Origin of the sequence: Caulobacter sp. DWP3-1-3b2 (assembly GCF_049896325.1) — a bacterium.
GTDB lineage: Bacteria > Pseudomonadota > Alphaproteobacteria > Caulobacterales > Caulobacteraceae > Caulobacter.
On sequence record NZ_JAFCUB010000002.1, the window covers coordinates 129,139 to 149,797 of the forward strand.

General features: G+C 66.9%; 22 protein-coding genes. 12 read left to right on the forward strand and 10 right to left on the reverse strand.

Going from position 1 to position 20,659, the window contains the following annotated elements; genetic code table 11:
- The first annotated feature begins 6 nt into the window (after positions 1-6).
- Entirely contained in the window at positions 7-828 is an 822-nt protein-coding gene (gene rsmA, locus ACP7AG_RS02015; RefSeq protein WP_426029614.1) for a 16S rRNA (adenine(1518)-N(6)/adenine(1519)-N(6))-dimethyltransferase RsmA, read from the forward strand.
- A gap of 7 nt (positions 829-835) precedes the next feature.
- On the opposite strand, the gene ACP7AG_RS02020 is transcribed toward rsmA, so the two are convergent.
- From ACP7AG_RS02020 to fabD, 9 genes are all read right to left on the reverse strand, one after another.
- Positions 836-1,135: a type II toxin-antitoxin system RelE/ParE family toxin gene (locus ACP7AG_RS02020; protein WP_426029615.1), complete on the reverse strand. Its 300-nt coding sequence runs from the start codon at positions 1,133-1,135 to the stop codon at positions 836-838.
- The gene (locus ACP7AG_RS02025; RefSeq protein ID WP_426029616.1) at positions 1,132-1,407 is read right to left on the reverse strand and encodes a hypothetical protein; all 276 of its coding nucleotides are present in this window, start codon (positions 1,405-1,407) and stop codon (positions 1,132-1,134) included. The genes ACP7AG_RS02020 and ACP7AG_RS02025 overlap by 4 nt, the downstream gene beginning before the upstream one ends.
- A gap of 41 nt (positions 1,408-1,448) precedes the next feature.
- Complete coding sequence (gene gmk / locus ACP7AG_RS02030; RefSeq protein WP_426011406.1) at positions 1,449-2,093, reverse strand: guanylate kinase; 645 nt, start codon at positions 2,091-2,093, stop codon at positions 1,449-1,451.
- Positions 2,083-2,964 carry a YicC/YloC family endoribonuclease gene (locus tag ACP7AG_RS02035; RefSeq protein WP_426029617.1) on the reverse strand — a complete coding sequence of 294 codons (882 nt, stop codon included), beginning with the start codon at positions 2,962-2,964 and terminating at the stop codon, positions 2,083-2,085. Before ACP7AG_RS02035 ends, gmk begins: the two co-directional genes overlap by 11 nt.
- A 1-nt stretch (position 2,965) precedes the next feature.
- Positions 2,966-4,078, reverse strand: a complete 1,113-nt coding sequence (gene mltG / locus ACP7AG_RS02040) for an endolytic transglycosylase MltG (RefSeq protein WP_426029618.1) — start codon at positions 4,076-4,078, stop codon at positions 2,966-2,968.
- On the reverse strand, positions 4,075-5,355 hold the full coding sequence (gene fabF, locus ACP7AG_RS02045) for a beta-ketoacyl-ACP synthase II (protein ID WP_426029619.1): 1,281 nt from the start codon (positions 5,353-5,355) through the stop codon (positions 4,075-4,077). Before fabF ends, mltG begins: the two co-directional genes overlap by 4 nt.
- Before the next feature lie 170 nt (positions 5,356-5,525).
- Positions 5,526-5,765: an acyl carrier protein gene (locus ACP7AG_RS02050; RefSeq protein WP_007672577.1), complete on the reverse strand. Its 240-nt coding sequence runs from the start codon at positions 5,763-5,765 to the stop codon at positions 5,526-5,528.
- Positions 5,766-5,952: 187 nt separating this feature from the next.
- Positions 5,953-6,693 (reverse strand): 3-oxoacyl-[acyl-carrier-protein] reductase, encoded by a 741-nt coding sequence (gene fabG, locus ACP7AG_RS02055; protein WP_426011402.1) that lies wholly within the window; start codon positions 6,691-6,693, stop codon positions 5,953-5,955.
- A 16-nt stretch (positions 6,694-6,709) separates the two neighbouring features.
- Positions 6,710-7,654: an ACP S-malonyltransferase gene (fabD, locus tag ACP7AG_RS02060; protein WP_426029620.1), complete on the reverse strand. Its 945-nt coding sequence runs from the start codon at positions 7,652-7,654 to the stop codon at positions 6,710-6,712.
- A 170-nt stretch (positions 7,655-7,824) separates the two neighbouring features.
- Here fabD and ACP7AG_RS02065 point away from each other — a divergent pair, with 170 nt between their 5' ends.
- On the forward strand, positions 7,825-8,379 hold the full coding sequence (locus ACP7AG_RS02065) for a peroxiredoxin (RefSeq protein WP_426029621.1): 555 nt from the start codon (positions 7,825-7,827) through the stop codon (positions 8,377-8,379).
- 45 nt (positions 8,380-8,424) lie between these two features.
- Here the strand turns inward: ACP7AG_RS02065 and ACP7AG_RS02070 are convergent, their stop codons facing one another.
- Positions 8,425-9,078, reverse strand: coding sequence for a hypothetical protein (locus ACP7AG_RS02070; protein WP_426029622.1), 654 nt, complete (start codon positions 9,076-9,078; stop codon positions 8,425-8,427).
- A 265-nt stretch (positions 9,079-9,343) separates the two neighbouring features.
- Here ACP7AG_RS02070 and rpsF point away from each other — a divergent pair, with 265 nt between their 5' ends.
- The 10 genes from rpsF (at position 9,344) to purF (ending at position 20,610) form a co-directional block, all read left to right on the forward strand.
- A complete protein-coding gene (gene rpsF / locus ACP7AG_RS02075) occupies positions 9,344-9,724 on the forward strand; it encodes a 30S ribosomal protein S6 (protein WP_426011398.1) in 381 nt (126 codons plus the stop codon).
- Between the two features lie 15 nt (positions 9,725-9,739).
- Positions 9,740-10,015, forward strand: a complete 276-nt coding sequence (rpsR, locus tag ACP7AG_RS02080) for a 30S ribosomal protein S18 (RefSeq protein ID WP_426011397.1) — start codon at positions 9,740-9,742, stop codon at positions 10,013-10,015.
- Between the two features lie 13 nt (positions 10,016-10,028).
- The gene (gene rplI, locus ACP7AG_RS02085) at positions 10,029-10,613 is read left to right on the forward strand and encodes a 50S ribosomal protein L9 (protein WP_426011396.1); all 585 of its coding nucleotides are present in this window, start codon (positions 10,029-10,031) and stop codon (positions 10,611-10,613) included.
- 197 nt (positions 10,614-10,810) lie between these two features.
- Entirely contained in the window at positions 10,811-13,255 is a 2,445-nt protein-coding gene (locus tag ACP7AG_RS02090) for a TonB-dependent receptor plug domain-containing protein (protein ID WP_426029623.1), read from the forward strand.
- A 164-nt stretch (positions 13,256-13,419) separates the two neighbouring features.
- Positions 13,420-14,943, forward strand: a complete 1,524-nt coding sequence (locus tag ACP7AG_RS02095) for a replicative DNA helicase (RefSeq protein ID WP_426011394.1) — start codon at positions 13,420-13,422, stop codon at positions 14,941-14,943.
- Positions 14,944-15,015: 72 nt separating this feature from the next.
- On the forward strand, positions 15,016-15,699 hold the full coding sequence (locus ACP7AG_RS02100) for a MarC family protein (protein WP_426029624.1): 684 nt from the start codon (positions 15,016-15,018) through the stop codon (positions 15,697-15,699).
- 49 nt (positions 15,700-15,748) lie between these two features.
- Positions 15,749-16,831 (forward strand): alanine racemase, encoded by a 1,083-nt coding sequence (gene alr, locus ACP7AG_RS02105; RefSeq protein WP_426029625.1) that lies wholly within the window; start codon positions 15,749-15,751, stop codon positions 16,829-16,831.
- Positions 16,832-17,108: 277 nt separating this feature from the next.
- Positions 17,109-18,491: a DNA repair protein RadA gene (gene radA, locus ACP7AG_RS02110; RefSeq protein WP_426011390.1), complete on the forward strand. Its 1,383-nt coding sequence runs from the start codon at positions 17,109-17,111 to the stop codon at positions 18,489-18,491.
- Positions 18,488-19,111: a CvpA family protein gene (locus ACP7AG_RS02115; protein ID WP_426011389.1), complete on the forward strand. Its 624-nt coding sequence runs from the start codon at positions 18,488-18,490 to the stop codon at positions 19,109-19,111. Before radA ends, ACP7AG_RS02115 begins: the two co-directional genes overlap by 4 nt.
- On the forward strand, positions 19,108-20,610 hold the full coding sequence (gene purF / locus ACP7AG_RS02120) for an amidophosphoribosyltransferase (RefSeq protein WP_426011388.1): 1,503 nt from the start codon (positions 19,108-19,110) through the stop codon (positions 20,608-20,610). Before ACP7AG_RS02115 ends, purF begins: the two co-directional genes overlap by 4 nt.
- Positions 20,611-20,659 lie beyond the last annotated feature (49 nt).

Sequence of the window (20,659 nt, forward strand, 5' to 3'; positions counted from 1 at the left end):
AAGACCATGTCCCTCGCCGATCTGCCGCCGCTCCGCGAGGTCCTCGCCGAGCATGACCTGTTGGCCAACAAGAGCTTTGGCCAGCACTTCCTGCTGGACCTCAACATCACCCGCAAGATCGCCCGCCTGGCCGGGGTGGGCGAAGGCGACACGGTGATCGAGGTCGGTCCCGGTCCGGGCGGCCTGACGCGCGCCTTGCTGGAAACCGGCGCGCGGGTGATCGCGGTGGAAATGGACAAGCGCTTCATCCCGCTTCTGGAAGACCTAGCCGTCGCCGCCGACGGCCGGCTGGAGATCGTCCAGGGAGACGCCCTGAAGGTCGACATGGCCGTCATCGCCGGCGGTTCGGCCCATGTGGTCAGCAACCTGCCCTATAATGTTGGCACGCCGCTGCTGATCAACTGGCTGACCGGCCCGTTTCGCCCGCTGTCGATGACCCTGATGTTCCAGAAGGAAGTCGCCGACCGCATCGCCGCCGCCGTCGACGACGACGCCTATGGCCGCCTGGCCGTGGTCTCCCAGACCGTCTGCACCGCCAAGGTCATCATGGACCTGCCGGCCCGCGCCTTCACCCCGCCGCCCAAGGTGGCCTCGGCCGTGGTGAGGCTGGTCCCGCTGACGCCCGCGCCGGACAAGGCCATGGTCGCTGCCCTCGAGAAGGTCACCGCCGCCGCCTTCGGCCAACGCCGCAAGATGCTGCGCTCCAGCCTCAAGGGCCTGGGCGGCGCGGCGCTGTGCGAGAAAGCCGGGATCAATCCCGATGCGCGGGCGGAGACCATCCCGGTCGAGGGATTTCAGGCCTTGGCGCGGGCGGTGATGGCGGGCTGATACGGATTTAATCGCGCTGCTGCAGCCCGTGGTAGATTCGTTGAATAATGACGGCTTGGCCAGATATTCGATAGCGGAGCACAAAGCCGTCCCGCCCAAAGCGCATTACGGCCTCACGCTGTCCGCGACCGATATCCGGTGCGCTTTCCGGAAAATCGAGCAGACGATCGATCGCGTCAAAAAGCTGTAGAGCAGCCCGGCGGATGGCGGATGGCGGATGGCGGATGGCGGATGGCGAACATTCCGCGAGCCAATCGATGTGGTTGTCAAACTCGCGTTGCGCATGCGGCTCGATCAACAGCTTCATGCCTTGGCGGCAAGCCGCGCTTCGAGCCTGGCCATGAGGTCGCGCTTGACCTCGTCCCAAGGCTTGCAGTCCGCAAGATTGACTTCGGGTTCGTCTATGGGCCTGTCTCGAGGATCACCGCCGATCCAGGTGTAGTCATCATAGCCGAACAGCGAGCGTTCCAAGGCTTGCTGAGCGAACTCCTGCCGGCTCATGCCGACAGCCGCCGCGCGCCGCTCAAGCTTCTCGCCCAGCGCTTCGTCCAAAGTCAGGGTGATCGAACCGTCGGCCACGGCGAGAACATCCTGCCAACAGCGCCCTTCGTCAAGCGCGCCTAAATCTCTTCCTTCAACAGGTCGGCCACCAGCCCGCCGATCCACGGGTTGCGAACGCGCTTCTGGCGTTCGGCGTGGTAGATGTGGGCGAGGTCGGAATAGGCGCGGTCGAAGTCCTCGTTGAGGATTACATAATCGAAGCGCTGCCAGTCGGCGACCTCGTCCTTGGCGCGCGCCAGACGCTTGGCGATCACCTCTTCGCTGTCCTGGCTGCGGGCGTGCAGGCGGCGGCTCATCTCGGCCAGGGATGGCGGCAACACATAGATCAGCACCGAGTCGTCCGGCAGTTGGGCGTGGACCTTCATCGCGCCCTGGAAGTCGATGTCGAACAACACGCTCTCGCCGCGCTCCAAGGCGTCCATGATCGGGCCGCGCGGGCTGCCATAGTGGTTGCCGTAAACCTCGGCCCATTCCAGGAAGGCGTCGTCCTGGATCATCACCTGGAACGCACCCTGGGTGACGAAGTGATAGTCGCGCCCGTCGTGCTCGCCCGGCCGCGCGTCGCGGGTGGTGGCGCTGATCGACAGGTGAAGGTCGTTGTGGTCGGCGACCAGGCGGCGGGTCAGCGAGGTCTTGCCGACCCCCGAGGGGGCCACGACCATCAGCAGCAGGCCGCGCGTGCGTCCGTGCGGGTTATTCGACATTCTGGACCTGTTCTCGGAATTGCTCGATCGTCGCCTTCAGATCGAGACCATGCGTGGTCAGCGCCGTCAGCGCCGACTTGCTGCACAGGGTGTTGGCCTCGCGCATGAATTCCTGGCTGAGGAAGTCCAGGCGGCGGCCGGCGGCGGCCTCGCCGTTCATCAGGGCGCGGGCGGCGACCACGTGGCTGGCCAGGCGGTCGAGCTCCTCGCGGACATCAGCCTTGACCGCCATGGCGGCGGCCTCCTGGATGATGCGCTCTTCGGAGGCCGATTCGCCGATCAGGTCGGTCAGGCGCCGGGCGTAGCGCTCCTTGAGCACCGCCGGTTGGCCGGCGGCCTCCTGATCTGCCAGGCTGGTCAGGTTGTCGATGCGATCGACGGCGCCGGCCAGGATCGGGGTCAGGGCGGCGCCCTCCTCCAGCCGCGCGGCCTTCAGGCCGTCCAGGGCCTGGCCGATCGATGCGGCCATGGCGGCCTCGACCATGGCGCGGTCCTCGGCGGCGTCTTCCTCTTCGCGAGCGTCAATGACCCCGCGCAACGCCAACAATCCGTCCAGTGACGGCTTGCCGACCATGCCGGTGGCGACATAGGGACCGCCGGCCTTCAGATACCGCTCCAGCACCTCGACATTGACCTGGGTGGTCCCAGCGGTCTCGGCGCGCTTGGCCTGCAGGTTCACGGTCAGTTGGCCGCGCTGAAACCGGGCCTGGGCGCCGTCGCGGGCGGCCTTGTCGAGGCTCTCGAAGCCCGGGGGGCCCCGAAACCGGGTCTCCAGATTGCGGCCGTTGACGCTGCGCGCCTCCACCGCCCACGACCAGGCCCCGTGCGCGCCCTCGACACGGGCGAAGCCGGTCATGCCCGATAGCGCCATCCTAGCCTCCGCTCAGCGGCGTCTTCTGGGGTGTGGCGGCCGCTTTCGACCGCTCCACCTGGCGCCATTTGGCGACATTGCGCTCGTGTTCCTCATAGGTCGAGGCGAACACGTGCCCGCCCGTGCCGTCGGCGACGAAGTAGAGGTCGTCGCTGTTCATCGGATTGAGCACGGCGGCCAGGGCGGCCTTGCCCGGATTGGCGATCGGGGTCGGCGGCAGGCCGTCGATTAGATAGGTGTTGTAGGGAGTCTGGCGTTGCAGTTCAGACAGCAGGATGCCCCGGCCCAGCGGCCGTCCGCGGGTCAGGCCATAGATGATCGTCGGGTCGCTACCCAGGCGGACGCCCTGGCGCAGGCGGTTGATGAACACCGCCGCCACGTGCGGGCGCTCGCTGGCCAGGCCGGTTTCCTTTTCGACGATCGAGGCCATGGTCACGGCCTGGTCCTTGGTCGCGAAGGGCAGGCCCGGCTGGCGGTCGGCCCACAGCTTGTCGAGCAAGGCGTCGCGGTCGTCCATCATCCGCTGCAGCACCGCCGCCCGGTCCTCGCCGCGCACGACTTGGTAGGTCTCGGGCAGGATCGAGCCCTCCGGCGGGGTAGGCACGGTGCCTGTCAGTTCCGGGGCGCGCATCAGGATGTCGACCACCATGTCGGAGGTCAGGCCCTCAGCGACGGTCACGTGGTGGCGGACGATCTTGCCGTCGCGGATCTTGGCCAGCACCTGGCGCAGCGAGGCGTGGGTCGGAAATTCGTATTCACCGGCCTTCAGGCGTCGCGCCGCGCCCGTGGTCTGGGCGGCGGTCAGGAACAGCGAGGACGAGCGGATCACGCCCGCCTGTTCAAGGGTCGAGGCGATCTCTGGCAGGCTGGCGCCGCGCCGCAGGACGACATTGGTCGCCTCACCCGACTTGGCGGCGGGGCCGGGGCCTTGGTAGACCCACATGCCACCCAACACGGCCAGCATGGCGACGACGCCCAGTATGGTCAGCCCGCCCACGCCCATGGCGATCAGTCGGCGGCCGATTGAGGCGGTCTCGCGCCGGCGCGCCCCGGTCTTCTTGGGGGCCTTGCGCGGCGCGGGGGCCTTGCGGAGCGGTGCGGGCTTGCGGCTCACGAGACTTTGCGGAACACGACGGAGGCGTTGGTGCCGCCAAAGCCGAAGCTGTTGGACACCGCCACCTCGATCTTCATCGGCACGGCCTTGTTGGGCGCCAGGTTCATCGCGACCGTCACGTTCGGGTTATCCAGGTTGATGGTCGGCGGCGCGATCTGGTCGCGGATGGCCAGGATCGAAAAGATCCCCTCGATGGCGCCGGCCGCGCCCAGCAGGTGGCCGGTCATCGACTTGGTCGACGACATCACCACGTTCTTGGCGTGATCGCCCAGGAACCGCTCGACCGCGCCGGCCTCGATGCCGTCGGCCATGGTGGAGGTGCCGTGGGCGTTGATATAGTCGATGTCCGAAGGCTGCAGGCCCGCGTCCTTGACCGCCGCCGACAGGGCGCGGAAGCCGCCGTCGCCGTCCTCGGCCGGGGCGGTGATATGATAGGCGTCGCCCGACAGGCCATAGCCGATGACCTCGGCATAGATCTTGGCGCCCCGCGCCTTGGCGTGTTCGTATTCTTCAAGCACCAGGGCGCCAGCGCCCTCGCCCATCACGAAGCCGTCGCGATCCTTGTCGTAGGGACGCGAGGCCTTCTCAGGGGTGTCATTGAAACCGGTGGAAACGGCGCGGCAGGCGATGAAGCCGGCCATGCCGACCTTGCAGACGGCCGCCTCGGCGCCGCCAGCCACCATCACGTCGGCGTCGCCATACTTTATCAGGCGGCAGGCGTCCCCGATGGCGTGGGCGCCCGTGGCGCAGGCCGTGACCACCGAGTGGTTGGGACCCTTGAAGCCATAACGGATCGAGACCTGGCCCGAGATCAGGTTGATCAGGGCCGAGGAGATGAAGAACGGGCTGATCCGGCGCGGGCCCTTGGCTTCCAGTTCCAGGGCGGTGTCGGCGATGGTCGACAGGCCGCCAATGCCGGAGCCCATGATCACGCCGGTGCGGTACTTGTCCTCGTCGGTTTCCGGGACCCAGCCGGAGTCCTTCACGGCCTCGTCCGCCGCAGCGATCCCGTACAGGATGAAGTCGTCGACGCGCTTCTGATCGCGCGGGCTCATCGTCAGGTCGGGATTGAAGGCCCCCTCGACATCCGGGCCGCCGCCGCCGCGGCCATCGACGCGCGGGACCTCGCAGGCCACCTGGCAGGCGTATTCGGTCGGATCAAAGGCCGAGATCCTGTTGGCGCCAGACTTGCCGGCCAGGATGTTCTTCCAGGTCACATCGACGCCCTGACCCAGAGGGGTCAGAAGGCCAAGCCCGGTGACGACGACTCTACGCATGGATCACTCCCAACCTTCGCATCGCGGACATATGGGGATTTCGGACAAATCCAGCGCCCCCCGGCTCGCGAATCTCGGCCACATACGAAAACCGCCGCGCGCACGATGGCAAGAGCCCGTGCGACGCGGCGGTTAATAGTCCTGTTCGCGAGCCTTGCGAACCCGACGCCTTAGGCGCCGGTCTTTTCCGTGATGAACTTCACGGCGTCACCGACGGTCTGGATGTGCTCGGCGGCGTCATCCGGAATTTCGATGTCGAATTCTTCTTCGAAAGCCATCACCAGCTCGACGTTGTCGAGGCTGTCGGCGCCCAAGTCGTCGATGAAGCTGGCCTTCTCGGTGACCTTTTCCGGGTCGGCATCCAGGTGCTCGATGACGATCTTGCGCACGCGCTCGAGAATGTCGGACATTCTGTTAGTCCCTCGTTTTAAATCTTGCAGTTCCGCAGGCGGTTTCGGCGAACCTAACCCCCCACGGGAATTGTCGGGCCACCGCCTATCACGTTCTTTTTCGGGTGACTAGCGGCTGTACTCTTTAGAAATCAGGGCCTCGGCCTTTCAAAGCGGAAAGGCGTGAAACCCCGGAAAGACGACTTGGTCAGATCATGGCCATGCCGCCGTTGACGTGCAAGGTCTGACCCGTGACATAGCCGCCCTGGTCACTGGCGAGATAAACGCACGCCGCCGCGATATCGCTCCCCTCGCCCAGACGACCGGCCGGAATCGTCGACAGAATGCTCATCTTCTGGGCGTCGTTGAGGGCGTCGGTCATCGGGCTGGCGATAAAGCCGGGGGCCACGCAATTGACCGTGACGCCTCGGCTGGCCAGTTCCTGAGCCAGAGCCTTGGAGAAGCCGATCATGCCGGCCTTGGAGGCGGCGTAGTTGGTCTGGCCGGGATTGCCGGTGACGCCGACGATCGAGGTGATGCCGATGATCCGGCCCGCGCGGCGCTTCATCATGCCCTTGGCGGCGGCGCGTGACAGGCGGAAATAGCCTTCCAGATTCACCTTGATCACGGTGTCCCAGTCCTCGTCCTTCATCCGCACCAGGAGGCCGTCGCGGGTGATCCCGGCGTTGGCGATCAGGATGTCGAGCGGCGCGCCGGCGGCCTCCTCGGCCTTGGCGACCAGGCCATCGACGGCGGCGGCGTCCGACAGATTCGCGGCGACGAACGACACGCGCTCGCCGAACTGGGCGGCCAGCTCCGACAAAGCTGATTCGCGGGTGCCAGACAGAACGACATGGGCGCCCTGCTCATGCAGAGCCTTGGCGATGGCGCCGCCGATCCCGCCCGTGGCGCCGGTGACAAGGGCGGTCTTGCCCGTGAGATCGAACATGATCTGATTTCCTGGTCTAGAGCGACTTTGCGAAGGCTTCGAGGTCGGCCGGGCTGTTCAGGGGAACGGCTTGCGCATCCGGAGCGATCCGCTTGGCCATGCCCGACAACACCTTGCCGGCCCCGGCCTCGGCGAAACGGGTGACGCCGCCCTCGCCCGCTAGCCAGGTCATGCTCTCGCGCCAGCGTACCCGGCCCGTGATCTGCTCGACCAGCAGACGGCGGATGACATCGGGATCATGGACCGGCGAGGCGGTGACATTGGCCACCAGCGGCGCACGGGGCGCGACGATCAGGGTGTTGGCCAGGGCCTCCTCCATCTCGTCGGCGGCGGGCCGCATCAACGGGCAGTGGAACGGCGCCGAGACGTTCAGCGGAATGGCCCGCGCGCCCAGTTCCTTGGCCTTCTCAATGGCCTTGTCCACGGCGGCCTTCTCGCCGGAGATCACCACATTGCCGTTGTTGTTGTCATTGGCCACGACGCAGACGCCGACTTCAGAGCCGGCCGCCGCGGCGGCTTCCGCCAGGGCCAGGTCGGTCTTGGGACCGATCAAGGAGGCCATGGCCCCCTCGCCCACCGGCACGGCGCGCTGCATGGCCTGGCCGCGCAGCTTCAGCAGGCGGGCCGTATCGGACAGGGTGATCGCGCCGGCGGCGGCCAGGGCGCTGTATTCGCCCAGGCTGTGACCGGCCACGAAGGCGGCGCGATCGACGCCGACGCCAAATTCCTTCTCCAGCACGCGGACGACCGCCAGGCTGACCGCCATCAGGGCGGGCTGGGCGTTCTCGGTCAGGGTCAGGTCGGTCTCGGGCCCCTCGACCATCAGCTTGAACAGCTTCTGGCCCAGGGCGTCGTCGACCTCCTGGAAGACCTCGCGGGCGGAGGCGAAGGCCTGGGCCAGGTCGGCGCCCATGCCGACCGTCTGGCTGCCCTGGCCGGGGAAGATGAAAGCGATGCTCATGGAAGCTCGCGCCTCTCTTTTATAGACTGCAGGCGCGGAGGGTTAGGGGAAAGCCCGCCGACGGGCAAGCGAGACAGCGGTCGCCGACTTCTCTTGCTTTCCGTTGCAGGGCGTCCAAATTGCCGTCCGACCCGTAGCTCGGGTGGTCTAAGGTCTCTGGAGCCCAAAGCATGCAACGCCTGTTCGCCAGCCTCGCCCTCTGCGGCGCCTTGGTCGCCGCCTCGCCCGCCCTGGCCGCCCTCAAGGTCGGCGACAAGGCGCCCGACTTCACCGCCCCCGCCGCCCTGGCCGGCAAGGATTTCAAGTTCACCCTGTCCAAGGCGCTGAAGAAGGGCCCCGTGGTCCTCTATTTCTTCCCCGCCGCCTACACCTCGGGCTGCACGGCCGAGGCCCATGAGTTCGCCGAGGCGACGCCGGAATTCGAAAAGCTGGGCGCCACGGTGATCGGTGTCACGGCCGGCGCCGTCGACCGCATCAAGGACTTTTCCAAGGAACACTGCCGCGACAAGTTCGCGGTGGCCGCCGCCCCCAACGGCCTGATCAAGTCCTACGACGTGGGCTTGAAGGCGGTCGGCGTGCCGATGCCGGGCGGCCTGTCAAACCGGACCTCCTACGTCATCGCGCCGAACGGCAAGATCCTGATGGCCTATAGCGACGGCAATTTCGCCGGCCACGTCACCCAGACCATGGATGCCGTTAAGGCCTACAAGGCGACCAAGAAGTAGCATTGGGAGCGTCGGACTTCGGTCCGGCGCGCTCGATACCGGACCCTACCAGGTCGTCCGGACCAGCTTGACCATCACCCGGCCGTCCTGGACCCGCTCGTCGGCGGCGCGCAGGCTGACGGTGAACTCGGCGGGGATGTCGAAAGGCCGGGTCAGGCTGACGTCGAAGCCCTCCTCGCCCATCGTGCCGCCGCCCACGGCGATGGAGGCCACCGGCCGGCCATCCAGGGTCAGTTCGGAGCGAAGACTGGCCCGGGTCACCGGCGTGCGGCCCCGTAGATACACCGGCTGGGTGGCGTTCATGTCCATCGACAGCCGCACATAGTTGGTCTTGGGCAGAATGCCGAAGCCGAACGATCGCGCCAGAGACGAGCGGATCGCCGCTTCGCGCGCGTTCCACGAAGCGCCGGCCGAGAGCGACCGATTGGCCTGGCCGTGCTCGTCGGGCTTCTGGCTGAGATTGAGGTCGAGATTGTAGGTCGGGTCATCGATCGCGCCGGCCACCTTGGCGGTCACCCGAGCGCTCTCGGCGTCGGTTGACAGATCCAGCGGCAAGGCGGCCGAATAGCCTCGGAAGTGGCCGTCACTGCCCCAGACCGACAGGTCGGGCTTTTTCACCACGTCGCCCGCCACAGCCGGCGCGGCGGCGGCCAGGGCGACCGAGACGGCCATGATCAAGGAAGACGGTCGAAACCCCATGTTCGCCCGATACCACGCGCTAGCACCAGACCGAAGGGGCCAGGCTGCACATTTGTATGATATTGCCACGACGGCCTTTAAACCGGGCGACCAACGGCTTCCTTGCCTATCCGCCGGCTTTCCTGTAATAGCGCGCCCTCTCACGGATGGCGGTCTTGCACGCAGCCCTATGGGTCGGGATTTCCCGCTCGGCATGCAGGATCCATCGTGATCGACGGACTTCCGCCGTCGCTCACGCCGCTGTCCAAGCCGGAAGAAGGAAAACATGTCGTTCTACGAACACGTGGTCATCGCGCGGCAGGATATCTCGCCGCAACAGGCCGAAGCTCTGAATGAGCAACTCAAGGCCCTCCTGGAAGAAAATGGCGGTCACATCGCCAAGATCGAATACTGGGGCCTGCGTAACCTCACCTATCGCATCAAGAAGAACCGCAAGGGCCACTATTCCCTGCTCGCCATCGACGCTCCGGCTGCGGCCGTCAAGGAGATGGAACGTCAGCTGCTGATCAATGAAGACGTGCTGCGCTTCATGACCATCCGCGTCGAAGAGCTGGACCTGGAACTGTCGCCGGTTCTGGCCCGTCGCGACCGCGAACGTGGCGAGCGCACTGAGCGCCCGCGCGACGAATTCGCGCCGGCCGCGTAAGGGAGAAGAGAGATCATGACCGATACAACCGCTCCCGAAGCCGCCGCTCCGGCCGCCGGCGCCGGCGCCCGCCGCCCGTTCTTCCGCCGCCGCAAGGTCTGCCCGTTCTCGGGCGCCAACGCGCCGAAGATCGACTACAAGGACGTGAAGCTGCTGCAGCGTTACGTTTCCGAACGCGGCAAGATCGTGCCGTCGCGCATCACCGCGGTGTCGGCCAAGAAGCAACGCGAACTGGCCAAGGCCATCAAGCGCGCCCGCTTCCTGGCTCTGCTCCCCTACGTCGTGAAGTAAGGGAGACACCACGATGAAAGTTATCCTGCTCGAACGCGTCGAAGGCACTGGCGTCCTCGGCGACGTGGTCACGGTGAAGGACGGCTTCGCCCGTAACTTCCTGCTGCCGCGTTCCAAGGCGCTGCGCGCCAACTCGGCCAACCTGAAGAACTTCGAGGTTCAGCGCGCTGAAATCGAAGCTCGCAACGTCAAGAACCGCGAAAACGCCGGCAAGGCCGGCGAAGGTCTGGACGGCACGACCTATGTGATGATCCGTCAAGCCGGCGAAAGCGGCCAGCTGTACGGTTCGGTCGCGGGTCGCGACGTCGCCGACGCCATCAAGGGCGGCGGCGGCAAGATCGATCGCTCGATGATCGTCCTCGACAAGCCGATCAAGAACCTGGGTCTTCACGAAGTGAAGGTGAAGCTGCACGCCGAGGTGACCATCACGGTTACCCTCAACATCGCGCGCAGCCAGGATGAAGCCGATCGCCAAGCGCGCGGCGAAAACGTCGTCGCCGCCCAGTTCGAAGAGGATCGCGCCGCTGAGGCCGAAGCCGCTTCGGACATGGCCGCCGGTGGCGCCGGTTCGTTCGAAGGCGACCACTACGAGTCCTGATCGGCTCGTAGCGCCTTGAGAAACCTGAAAAACGGCGCGGAGCAATCCGCGCCGTTTTTTTCTGTGCAATTACATAGAAATGCTCAGCTTGTAGGCGAACGCCGCGATACCCATCCTCTAGCCAGGGGAGACTGAACTCTCCGCCTCGGGAAAAAAGGCGCGAGACGCCCCCGGAGCTTCCAGAGGGGAATACTGTCATGCGTTTCAAGAGCTTCCTGTTGACCGCCACGTCCGTGGCCGCTTTCGCCGGCGTCGCCCACGCCCAATCCACGGCGCCGAACCCGGATGAACAGACCGCAGTCGAAGAGGTGGTCGTCACCGGCACCCGCACCACTGGCCGTTCGCGCCTCGACACCTTGGCGCCCGTCGATGTGGTCACCGCCAAGGCCCTGCAACAGCGCGGCGCCACCGACATCGCCACCGCCCTGGCCGCCACCGTGCCTTCAATCACCTTCCCGCGACCGTCCAACACCGACGGCACCGACGCCATCCGTCCCGTGGTGCTGCGCGGCATGGGTCCCGACCAGACCCTGGTGCTGGTCAACGGCGCGCGCCGTCACACCTCGGCCCTGATCAATGTCAACGGCTCGGTCGGGCGCGGCTCGGCCGCCGTCGATCTGAACGCCATCCCCACTAGCGCCATCGACCGCATCGAGGTGCTGCGCGACGGCGCCTCGGCCCAATACGGTTCGGACGCCATCGCCGGCGTCGTCAATCTGCGCCTGCGCGAGGCCGATCACGGCGGCGGCCTAACCGTGACCTACGGCGAGTACGTGACCCAGCTGAATGGGTTCTACGGCGGCAAGCGCGACATCACCGACGGCGCCTCGGCCACCGTGTCTGGCTGGCAGGGCTTCAAGCTGGGCAGCGACGGCTTCCTGACCGTCTCGGCCCAGTACCGCGACCTCGACCCGACCAATCGCGCCGATTTCGACCCGCGCGTCAGTCCCGCCCGCGTCACCGGCCGCACCGGCGATCCGAAGACCGAGGACGTCTCGGTCTATCTGAACGCCGCCAAGCCCCTGGCGGCCGGCTGGGAAGCCTATGGCTGGTATGGTTATCAGCAGCGCGACGCCAACTCCGCCGCCAGCTTCCGCCTGCCCACCGACGCCAGCCAGAACATCCCGTCGGTCTATCCGAGCGGCTACCTGCCGCTGGTGACCACCGACACCGAGGACGTCACGGCAGCCGGCGGCCTGCGCGGCGAACTGGGCAGCTTCAAGATCGACACCAACCTGGTCTATGGCCGCAACGACATCGACTTTGGTGTCGAGAACACGATCAACCCGTCCTATGGCCCGACCTCGCCGCACAGCTTCAAGGCCGGCGGCCTGACCTATGACCAGTTGACCTTCGGCCTGGACGCCAGCCGCGAGGTCGAGGTGGGCCTGGCCGCTCCGCTGAACGTCGCCTTTGGTCTGGAAGCCCGCCGCGAAGGCTTCCAGATCAATGCAGGCGAGGTCGCTTCCTATGCCCGCGGTACGGTCTCGCCGACTCTGGCCTTCGGCTCGCGCGGCTTCACCGGCTTCGCGCCGAGCAACGCTGTCGATGTCGATCGCCACGAGGTCGGGGTCTATATCGACCTGGAAGGCAAGGTCGCCGACAAGCTGACCGTCGGCGTCGCGGGCCGCTACGAAGACTATTCGGACTTCGGCTCGAGCACGACGGGCAAGTTCACGGCGCGCTATGACTTTACCCCCGCCTTCGCGCTGCGCGGCGGGGTCTCGACCGGCTTCCGCGCCCCGAGCCTGCAGCAGCAGTACTACACCGCCACCTCGATCACCTATGTGGCCCAGGCTCTGCCGGGCGGCGGCGGCACGGTGTTGGTGCCGTTCGAATCCGGCACCTATCCGTCGGTCAGCCCGGTGGGCCTGGCGCTGGGCGGCAAGCCGCTTGAGGCCGAGAAATCGACCAACTATTCGCTCGGCGCGGTCTATCGCAAGGGCGCCTTCGAGCTGACGATCGACAGCTACAAGATCGACGTGCGTGACCGCATCGTGCTGTCGGAACTGTTCTCGAACGCTGCCAGCGCGTCCAACCCCAACGCCGCCCAGATCGGCGCCCTGCTCGCGCGCTATGGCACGACCGCAGCCCGGATCTTCATCAACGGCGTCGACACCTCGACCCAGGGGATCGACGTGGTGGCGCGTTACCGGATCAATGACGAACAGGCCGGCACGTTCGACCTGACCCTGGCGGGCAATCTCAACGACTTCAGCGTCGACAAGACGCCGGTCACCACCACTCTGGCCAAGCCGCAATCGCTGTTCGCCCGCCAAGCCACCCTGCGCTTCGAAAAGGGCACGCCGCGCCAGAAGGTCACCCTGCAGGGCGACTGGAGCAAGAACCAGTGGGGAGCGACCCTGCGCTCGACCTTCTATGGCGACGTGCTGGCCCCCGGCACCGCCAATGACGGCAGCACCGACTGGCATACCGGCAAGAGCGGCGTCATCGACGCCGAAGCCCGTTACACCTTCCCGATCGGGTTGACGGCCTCGGTGGGCGCCGACAATCTGTTCGACTCCTACACCAACCAGGTGCCGCCCAATCTCAACACCAGCGGTGCGGGGCCCTACAGCAACTTCTCGCCCTATGGCTTCAACGGGCGACTGGTCTATGGCCGCCTCAGCTACAGCTGGTAGGCTGACCTAGGGTCAATCCATAAGGCGCGGAGAGCGATCTCCGCGCCTTTCTCATGCGTCCGGGTCTGTCGTAAGCCGGGCGCAGAACATACACAAAACATCCCCGTTCATCTGTCGCCGTCGGCCATGCGGACCGTGTGCGAGGGAAGGCTCCGCGTTAACCTGTGCCCATGTCGCTCGTCCCCGCTCTAGACCTCCGCCCGTTCTCTCCGATGGGCGAGATCATCGTCGCTGTCGCGCCGCACAATCTGGAGGCCGAGCAGGCGCTGCTGGGCGTGCTGCTGTACGACAACGCCGCCTATGAGCGCCTGACCGACAGCCTGCAGGGCCGTCACTTCTACGAGCCCTTCCACGCCCGGCTGTTCGGCGCGATCGAGACCCACATTCGCAAGGGCCAGCTGGCCGAGCCGATCCTGCTGGCCGACGAGTTCAAGAAGGACCCGGCCTTCGAGGAACTGGGCGGCCTGCGCTATCTGGCCGACCTCGTCGATCGCGCGCCCCCCGCCGCCAATGTCGGCGACTATGCGCGGGCGGTGTTCGACCTGGCCCTGCGCCGCGACCTGATCCGCATCGGCGGGACGATCTCGACGACCGCCCACGGCCATGGTGAGGTGCAGCTTCCGGCCCGTGACCAGATCGAGGCGGCCGAGCAGCAGCTCTACACCCTGGCCGAAAGCGGCGTGGCCAGCTCCGGTTTCGTCAGCTTCGGCGACGCCCTGCGCGGCGCGGTCGAGATGACCGCCGAGGCCTACAGCCGCGACGGCGGCATGTCGGGCCTGGCTTGTGACCTGATCGACCTGGACCAGAAGATCGGCGGTCTGCACCCCTCCGACCTCGTGGTGCTGGCTGGCCGCCCTTCGATGGGCAAGACGGCGCTGGCCACCAACATCGCCTTCAACATCGCCCGCAAATATGCCTGGGAACCCCAGCCAGACGGCAGCAAGAAGACGGTCAGCGGCGGCGTCGTCGCCTTCTTCTCGCTGGAAATGAGCGCCGAGCAGCTGGCGTTGCGGATGCTGGCCGACGCCTCGGGCGTGTCGGGCGACCGGCTGCGCAAGGGCGAGATCGACGCCTCGGAGTTTGGCCGGGTGCGCGACGCGGCCATCGAGCTGCAGGAGGCGCCGCTCTATATCGACGCCACCGGCGGCATCTCGATCGCCAAGCTGACCGCTAGGGCCCGTCGCCTGAAACGCCAGGTGGGCCTGGACCTGGTGGTGGTCGATTACCTGCAGCTGGTCACCGGCTCGGACCTGGGCGCCAACGCCAACCGGGTTCAGGAAGTCAGCCAGATCACCATGGGTCTCAAAGCCTTGGCCAAGGAACTTGCCTGCCCGGTGATCGCCTTGTCGCAGCTATCTCGCCAGGTCGAGAACCGTGAGGACAAGCGGCCCCAGCTCTCCGACCTTCGGGAATCGGGCTCGATCGAGCAGGACGCCGACATGGTCTGGTTCGTCTATCGCGAGAGCTATTATGTCGGCCGCGCAGAGCCCCGCGAAGGCACGCCCGAGCACCTGCAATGGCAGGAGGACATGGACCGCCTGCAGGGCTTGGCCGAGGTGATCATCGCCAAGCAGCGGCACGGCCCGATCGGGACCGTGCGCCTGTCGTTCAACAGCGACACCACCCGCTTTGGCAATCTGGCCCGCGACCACTATTTCCACCAGCACCGCAGCGGCAGCGAGGAATAGGGGCGCGCCGACGTTTGACCTGACGGACAAACACGGGTCAGGGTCGCGCCGTTCACATCGCGAGGCTGATCGATGGACTTCCACCCCCTGCCCCTGGACACCGTGGCAGGCGCCTTCCTGCTGGCCTTCCCGGCGCTGTTCTCGATCGTCAATCCGGTCGGCGCCTCGTTGATCTTCCACCAGGTGCTCAGCCATCGCACGCCGGCCGAGCGCCACGCCCTGGCCGCTAAGATCGCGGTCTACGCCCTGACCATCCTGCTCGGCTCGCTGCTACTGGGCGGCTATATCCTCAACTTCTTCGGTGTCAGCCTGGGCGCTCTGCGGGTGGCTGGCGGGCTGGTCGTGGCGATCCGCGCGTGGGGCCTGTTGATGGATCCAGAAGACTACGAGGACCGCAAGAGCGGCGACGCCGCGCCGGCCCAGCAACGCGCCGAGGACATCGCCTTCTTCCCCCTGACCATGCCGTTCACCACCGGACCAGGCTCGATCGCCGTGGCCATCGCCCTGTCTTCCCAGAGGCCGGCCGGCGGACACACCGTGGTGCCATTTTTCCTGGGCGCGAGCCTGGCGGCCGTGGCGATCGCCTTGTCGATCTGGCTGCTGTATCGCGCCTCGGATCGGGTCATGGCCCTGCTTGGCGTCTCTGGTGCTCGGGTGATGTCGCGTCTGGTCGCCTTTCTATTGCTGTGCATCGGCGTGCAGATCCTGGCCAGCGGTGTGGAGAACCTGGCGACACAGTTTCTGCTGCATCACTGAACGCGATCTCCACTGGCCTTGGACGGCGGCCTCGGTTACGCCCTGCCCCGTGACCGAAACCAGCCTGCTAACCCTCGACCTCGACGCCCTGGCGTCCAACCACGCCGTGCTCAAGGCCGCGGCGGGCGGGGCCGAGATCGCGCCGGCGGTCAAGGCCGACGGCTACGGACTGGGCGCGGCCTTGGTGGCGGGCCGGCTGTGGGACGAAGGCGCGCGGAGCTTCTATGTCGCCCGGCTGTCGGAGGGCCTAGCCTTGCGCGCGAGTTTGGGTGATCGGGACGCCACGATCTACCTGCTCGACGGCGTGACGCCCGGCGCGGCCCCGGCCATCGAGGCCGCGCGCCTGACGCCGGTGCTCAACAGCCTGCCGCAGATCGAGGCTTGGAATAGCCATGCGCGCGGCCGAGTGCTGGACGCCGCCCTGCACATCGACACCGGCATGAACCGCCTGGGCCTGCGTCCGGAGGAGGCCGTCGTGCTGACCGGGGCCATGGACCGCCTCAAGCACGTCAACCTCACCCTGGTAATCAGCCACCTGGCCTGCGCCAGCGAGCCGGACCATGCTTTGAACGCCCGGCAGCTATCCCGCTTCACCGAGGCGGCGGCCCTATTCCCCAACGCCCGTCGCAGCTTGGCCAATTCCGGCGGGATCTTCCTGGGCGGCGACTACCAGTTCGATCAGGCGCGTCCCGGGATCAGCCTCTATGGCGGCGGCCCGCGCGACCTGCCCGACGCCCGGATCAAGGCCGTGGCCACCCTGGAAGCGCCGATCCTGCAGGCGCGGGTCGTGCCGCGCGGCGAGAGCATCGGCTATGGCGCGGCCTTCACCGCCACCGAGACCACCCGCGTCGCCATACTGGCGGCCGGCTACGCCGACGGCGTGCCCCGCGCCGCCCATCCGCGCGGGGCGATGTGGTTCGACGGCGCCCTGCGGCCGATGCTGGGCCGGGTCTCCATGGACCTGATCGCCGTCGACATCACCGATTGCGACGCGGCAAGGCCGGGTGCGATGATGCAGATCATCGGCCCCGAACGGCTCATCGACGACGCGGCGGCGGCGGCGGGCACCACGGCCTACGAGCTGCTCACCCGCATCGCGCCGAGGGCGCGGCGGGTCGTGAAGGGCGGTTGAAGCTTTCGCTCCAACACCCCCCTCATCCCCTCATCCCGGCGAAGGCCGGGACCCAAGCTGCGCCAACCGTTGATTCAGAACGAAACCGCCAGATTCGGCTTGGATCCCGGCCTTCGCCGGGATGAAGAGAGTTTTGGGGAGGGTGAGCCCTATGCGCCATCGGCCTTGCGTCGCTGAGAACATTGGTCCGTGACACCGGCGCAGAATGCCACGTCCGGCTTTGGCGCATCGCCCCGGCACCCTGTAGTCTCCAGTCACGCGCGAATCAGGAGACCCCATGGCCCGAGACGGCGCCGTCTATGCCTGCCAGTCCTGCGGCGCGGTCACGACCAAGTGGTCGGGGCAATGCTCGGCCTGTCAGGGCTGGAACACCCTGGTTGAGGAAACCGGCGCTCGCGCCCCAGGGGCCTTGTCGGTCACCAAGGCCAGCCGCGCGCGCGGTTTGCAGTTCACCGGCCTGGAAAGCGACACCCCCGCCCCACCCCGCATCATCACCGGGGTCGACGAATTCGACAGGGTGTGCGGCGGCGGCGTGGTGCCGGGCTCGGCCATCCTGATCGGCGGCGACCCCGGAGTGGGGAAGTCCACCCTGTTGCTGGAGGTGGTGGCCAAGGCCTCGATGCGCGGCGCGTCCTGCGCCTATATCTCCGGCGAAGAGGCCGTGGCCCAGATCCGGGGCCGCGCCGAGCGCATGGGCCTGGCCCATGCCGATGTGAAGCTCGCCGCCGAGAGCAGCCTGCGTGACATCCTCGACGGACTGAAGCGCGACAATTTCGACCTGGTGGTCATCGACTCGATCCAGACCATGTGGAGCGACGCCCACGAGGCCGGTCCCGGCACGGTGACCCAGGTGCGGGCCTGCGCCCAGGAACTGGTGCGCCTGGCCAAGAAGAAGGGCGTGGCCATCCTGCTGGTCGGCCACGTCACCAAGGACGGCCAGATCGCCGGGCCGCGCGTGGTCGAGCATCTGGTCGACGCGGTGCTCAGCTTCGAGGGCGAGCGCGGCTATCCGTTCCGCATCCTGCGCGGGGCCAAGAACCGGTTCGGGGCCACCGACGAGATCGGCGTGTTCGAGATGGGCGATTCGGGCCTGCGCGAGGTCAAAAACCCCTCGGCCCTGTTCCTCAACGAGGGCGGCGAGCGGGCGGCGGGGGCGGCGGTATTCGCCGGCATCGAGGGCTCGCGACCCGTGTTGGTGGAGTTCCAGGCCCTGGTCGCGCCCTCCGCGTACGGAACACCGCGACGCGCGGTGGTCGGATGGGATTCCGGGCGCCTGGCCATGGTGCTGGCCGTGCTAGAAAGCCGATGCGGCCTTGGTTTTGGCAACAAGGACGTCTATCTGAACGTCGCCGGGGGCTTGCGGATCACCGAGCCCGCGGCGGACCTGGCGGCGGCGGCGGCCCTGGCCTCCTCGGCCCTGGACATCGCCCTGCCGCAGGACTGCGTCGTGTTCGGCGAGGTCAGTCTTTCCGGTGAGGTGCGGCCCGTGAGCCGTATGGAGACGCGTTTGAAAGAAGCCGCGAAACTCGGCTTTGGTCGAGCCCTGGGTCCGTTGTCGGGCCTGCCCGAAGGCGGCGGCGCCCTGCCGGTGGCCGGCGTGTCGCGACTGGCCGACGCGGTGCGGCGGATCGGCGACGAAATCTGGGGCCAGCTGACGTGACGCCTTTCGACATCATCTTCGGCCTGATCCTGCTGGTCTCGGCCATCGTGGGCTTCGCGCGCGGCGCCTCCCGCGAGCTGACCTCGGCCCTGTCGTTCATTATCGCCGCCCTGGTCGCCCTGCTGGGGCTGCGGATCACCGGACCGCTGTTTCGTGGCCTGATGGACCCCGACTGGGCGGCCACGGCGGCCGCCATCCTGGTCACCTTCGTCATCGCCTTCATCCTGCTGCGGCTACTGGGCGCCTCGATCAGCCGGACGCTGCATGCCGACGGCGCGCTGGGAACGCTGGACCGGCTGATGGGCATGGCGTTCGGCCTGATCCGGGGCCTGGTGGTGCTGGGGGTGTTCAATCTGGTGTTCAACATGGCCACCCCGCCCGACCGCATTCCCGCCTGGGTCTCGAAATCGGCGCTCTACCCCCTATCTACGGCCAGCGCCAAGGTGCTGAAGGTCTTTGCCCCCAAGGGCGCCGGCCTTGCCGGAAAACTGGCGCCCGCCATCGAGGACGCCGTCCATGATGGCGCCAGCGACAAACCGTCCGAACCCAAGCCGGGCGAACCAGGCTATGATAGAACCCAGCGTCGCTCCGTCGACGAGCTGGTGGAGAAATCGCGATGACGTCTTTCGGCCAGTCGACCGACCGCTTTTCCTCCGCCCCTTGGCGTGACCCGGAAGACGACACCCTGCGTCTCGAATGCGGGGTTTTTGGCGTCTATGGCGTTCGCGACGCCGCCGCCATCACCGCCCTGGGACTGCACGCCCTGCAGCATCGCGGCCAGGAAGCCTGCGGCATCGCCGCCTTCGACGGCCAGCGCTTCCACACCGAACGGCATATGGGCCATGTGGGCGACGCCTTTACTGGCAATGACCTGGTGGAGCGTCTGCCAGGAAGTATGGCCATCGGCCATACCCGCTATTCCACGGCCGGCGGCAGCGGCATCCGCAATGTCCAGCCAATGTTCGCCGATCTCGAGACCGGCGGCGTGGCCATCGCCCACAACGGCAACCTGACCAACTTCCTGACCCTGCGCGAGCGGCTGGTGCAGGAAGGCGCCATCTTCCAGTCGACCAGCGATAGCGAGGTGATCCTCCACCTGATCGCCCGCTCGCGGAAGGCTCGCATCGTGGATCGCTTCATCGACGCCGTCGCCCAGATCGAGGGCGGTTATGCTCTGGTCGCCATCACCAACAAGAAGATGATCGGCGTGCGCGACCCGCTGGGCATCCGCCCGCTGGTCCTGGGCGATCTCGACGGCAAGCCGGTTCTGGCCTCCGAGACCTGCGCCCTCGACATGATCGGCGCCCGTTTCGTGCGCGACGTCGAGCACGGCGAGATGGTGGTCATCTCCGAGACCGGGGTGAAGTCGACCAAGCCGTTCAACAGCCTGCCAGCTCGCCCCTGCGTGTTCGAATATGTCTATTTCGCCCGCCCCGACAGCGTGGTCAACGGTCGCTCGGTCTATGACGTGCGCAAGCGCATGGGCCAGCGCCTGGCCATCGAGACCGGCATCGAGGCCGACGTCGTGGTGCCGGTGCCCGACAGCGGCGTGCCCGCCGCCATCGGCTACGCCCAGCAGAGCGGATTGCCATTCGACTTGGGCATCATCCGCAACCACTATGTGGGCCGCACCTTCATCCAGCCCACCCAGGGCGTGCGCGAACTGGGCGTGCGCATGAAGCACAGCCCCAACCGCGCCGTGCTGGAAGGCAAGCGCGTGATCCTGATCGACGACTCGATCGTGCGCGGCACGACCTCGCTGAAGATCGTCCGCATGGTCCGCGAGGCCGGCGCAAAGGAGGTCCACCTCCGCTCGGCCAGCCCGCCGATCAAGTGGCCTGACTTCTATGGCATCGACATGCCCGAGCGCGACCAACTGCTGGCGGCCAACAAGTCGCTGGAAGAGATGGCCCGGTTCCTGGAAGTGGACAGCCTCGGCTTCCTGTCGGTCGATGGCCTTTATCAAGCGCTGGAGGCCGGTCCTCGTGACCCCGCCCGCCCGCAGTTCACCGACCACTATTTCACCGGCGACTATCCCACGCGCCTGACCGACCGCGAGATCGCCGAGGGCCGCAACGACCAGGTTGATCGTCAGTTGTCGCTTCTGGTCAGCGCCTAGGCCCTGCGTCCTTCAAGGCTCGCCGATGGCTCGCACCTCAGGACGAGGA

Excerpts from the sequence above, each read along its gene's own strand:
- rsmA (WP_426029614.1), top strand. The coding sequence starts at position 7 with ATGTCCCTCGCCGATCTGCCGCCGCTCCGCGAGGTCCTCGCCGAGCAT.
- fabD (WP_426029620.1), bottom strand. The coding sequence starts at position 7,654 with ATGAGCATCGCTTTCATCTTCCCCGGCCAGGGCAGCCAGACGGTCGGC.
- rpsF (WP_426011398.1), top strand. The coding sequence starts at position 9,344 with ATGTCGTTCTACGAACACGTGGTCATCGCGCGGCAGGATATCTCGCCG.
- rplI (WP_426011396.1), top strand. The coding sequence starts at position 10,029 with ATGAAAGTTATCCTGCTCGAACGCGTCGAAGGCACTGGCGTCCTCGGC.
- ACP7AG_RS02035 (WP_426029617.1), bottom strand. The coding sequence starts at position 2,964 with ATGGCGCTATCGGGCATGACCGGCTTCGCCCGTGTCGAGGGCGCGCAC.
- ACP7AG_RS02090 (WP_426029623.1), top strand. The coding sequence starts at position 10,811 with ATGCGTTTCAAGAGCTTCCTGTTGACCGCCACGTCCGTGGCCGCTTTC.
- fabF (WP_426029619.1), bottom strand. The coding sequence starts at position 5,355 with ATGCGTAGAGTCGTCGTCACCGGGCTTGGCCTTCTGACCCCTCTGGGT.
- ACP7AG_RS02070 (WP_426029622.1), bottom strand. The coding sequence starts at position 9,078 with ATGGGGTTTCGACCGTCTTCCTTGATCATGGCCGTCTCGGTCGCCCTG.
- purF (WP_426011388.1), top strand. The coding sequence starts at position 19,108 with ATGACGTCTTTCGGCCAGTCGACCGACCGCTTTTCCTCCGCCCCTTGG.
- ACP7AG_RS02020 (WP_426029615.1), bottom strand. The coding sequence starts at position 1,135 with ATGAAGCTGTTGATCGAGCCGCATGCGCAACGCGAGTTTGACAACCAC.
- rpsR (WP_426011397.1), top strand. The coding sequence starts at position 9,740 with ATGACCGATACAACCGCTCCCGAAGCCGCCGCTCCGGCCGCCGGCGCC.
- radA (WP_426011390.1), top strand. The coding sequence starts at position 17,109 with ATGGCCCGAGACGGCGCCGTCTATGCCTGCCAGTCCTGCGGCGCGGTC.
- ACP7AG_RS02050 (WP_007672577.1), bottom strand. The coding sequence starts at position 5,765 with ATGTCCGACATTCTCGAGCGCGTGCGCAAGATCGTCATCGAGCACCTG.
- fabG (WP_426011402.1), bottom strand. The coding sequence starts at position 6,693 with ATGTTCGATCTCACGGGCAAGACCGCCCTTGTCACCGGCGCCACGGGC.
- gmk (WP_426011406.1), bottom strand. The coding sequence starts at position 2,093 with ATGTCGAATAACCCGCACGGACGCACGCGCGGCCTGCTGCTGATGGTC.
- ACP7AG_RS02065 (WP_426029621.1), top strand. The coding sequence starts at position 7,825 with ATGCAACGCCTGTTCGCCAGCCTCGCCCTCTGCGGCGCCTTGGTCGCC.
- ACP7AG_RS02100 (WP_426029624.1), top strand. The coding sequence starts at position 15,016 with ATGGACTTCCACCCCCTGCCCCTGGACACCGTGGCAGGCGCCTTCCTG.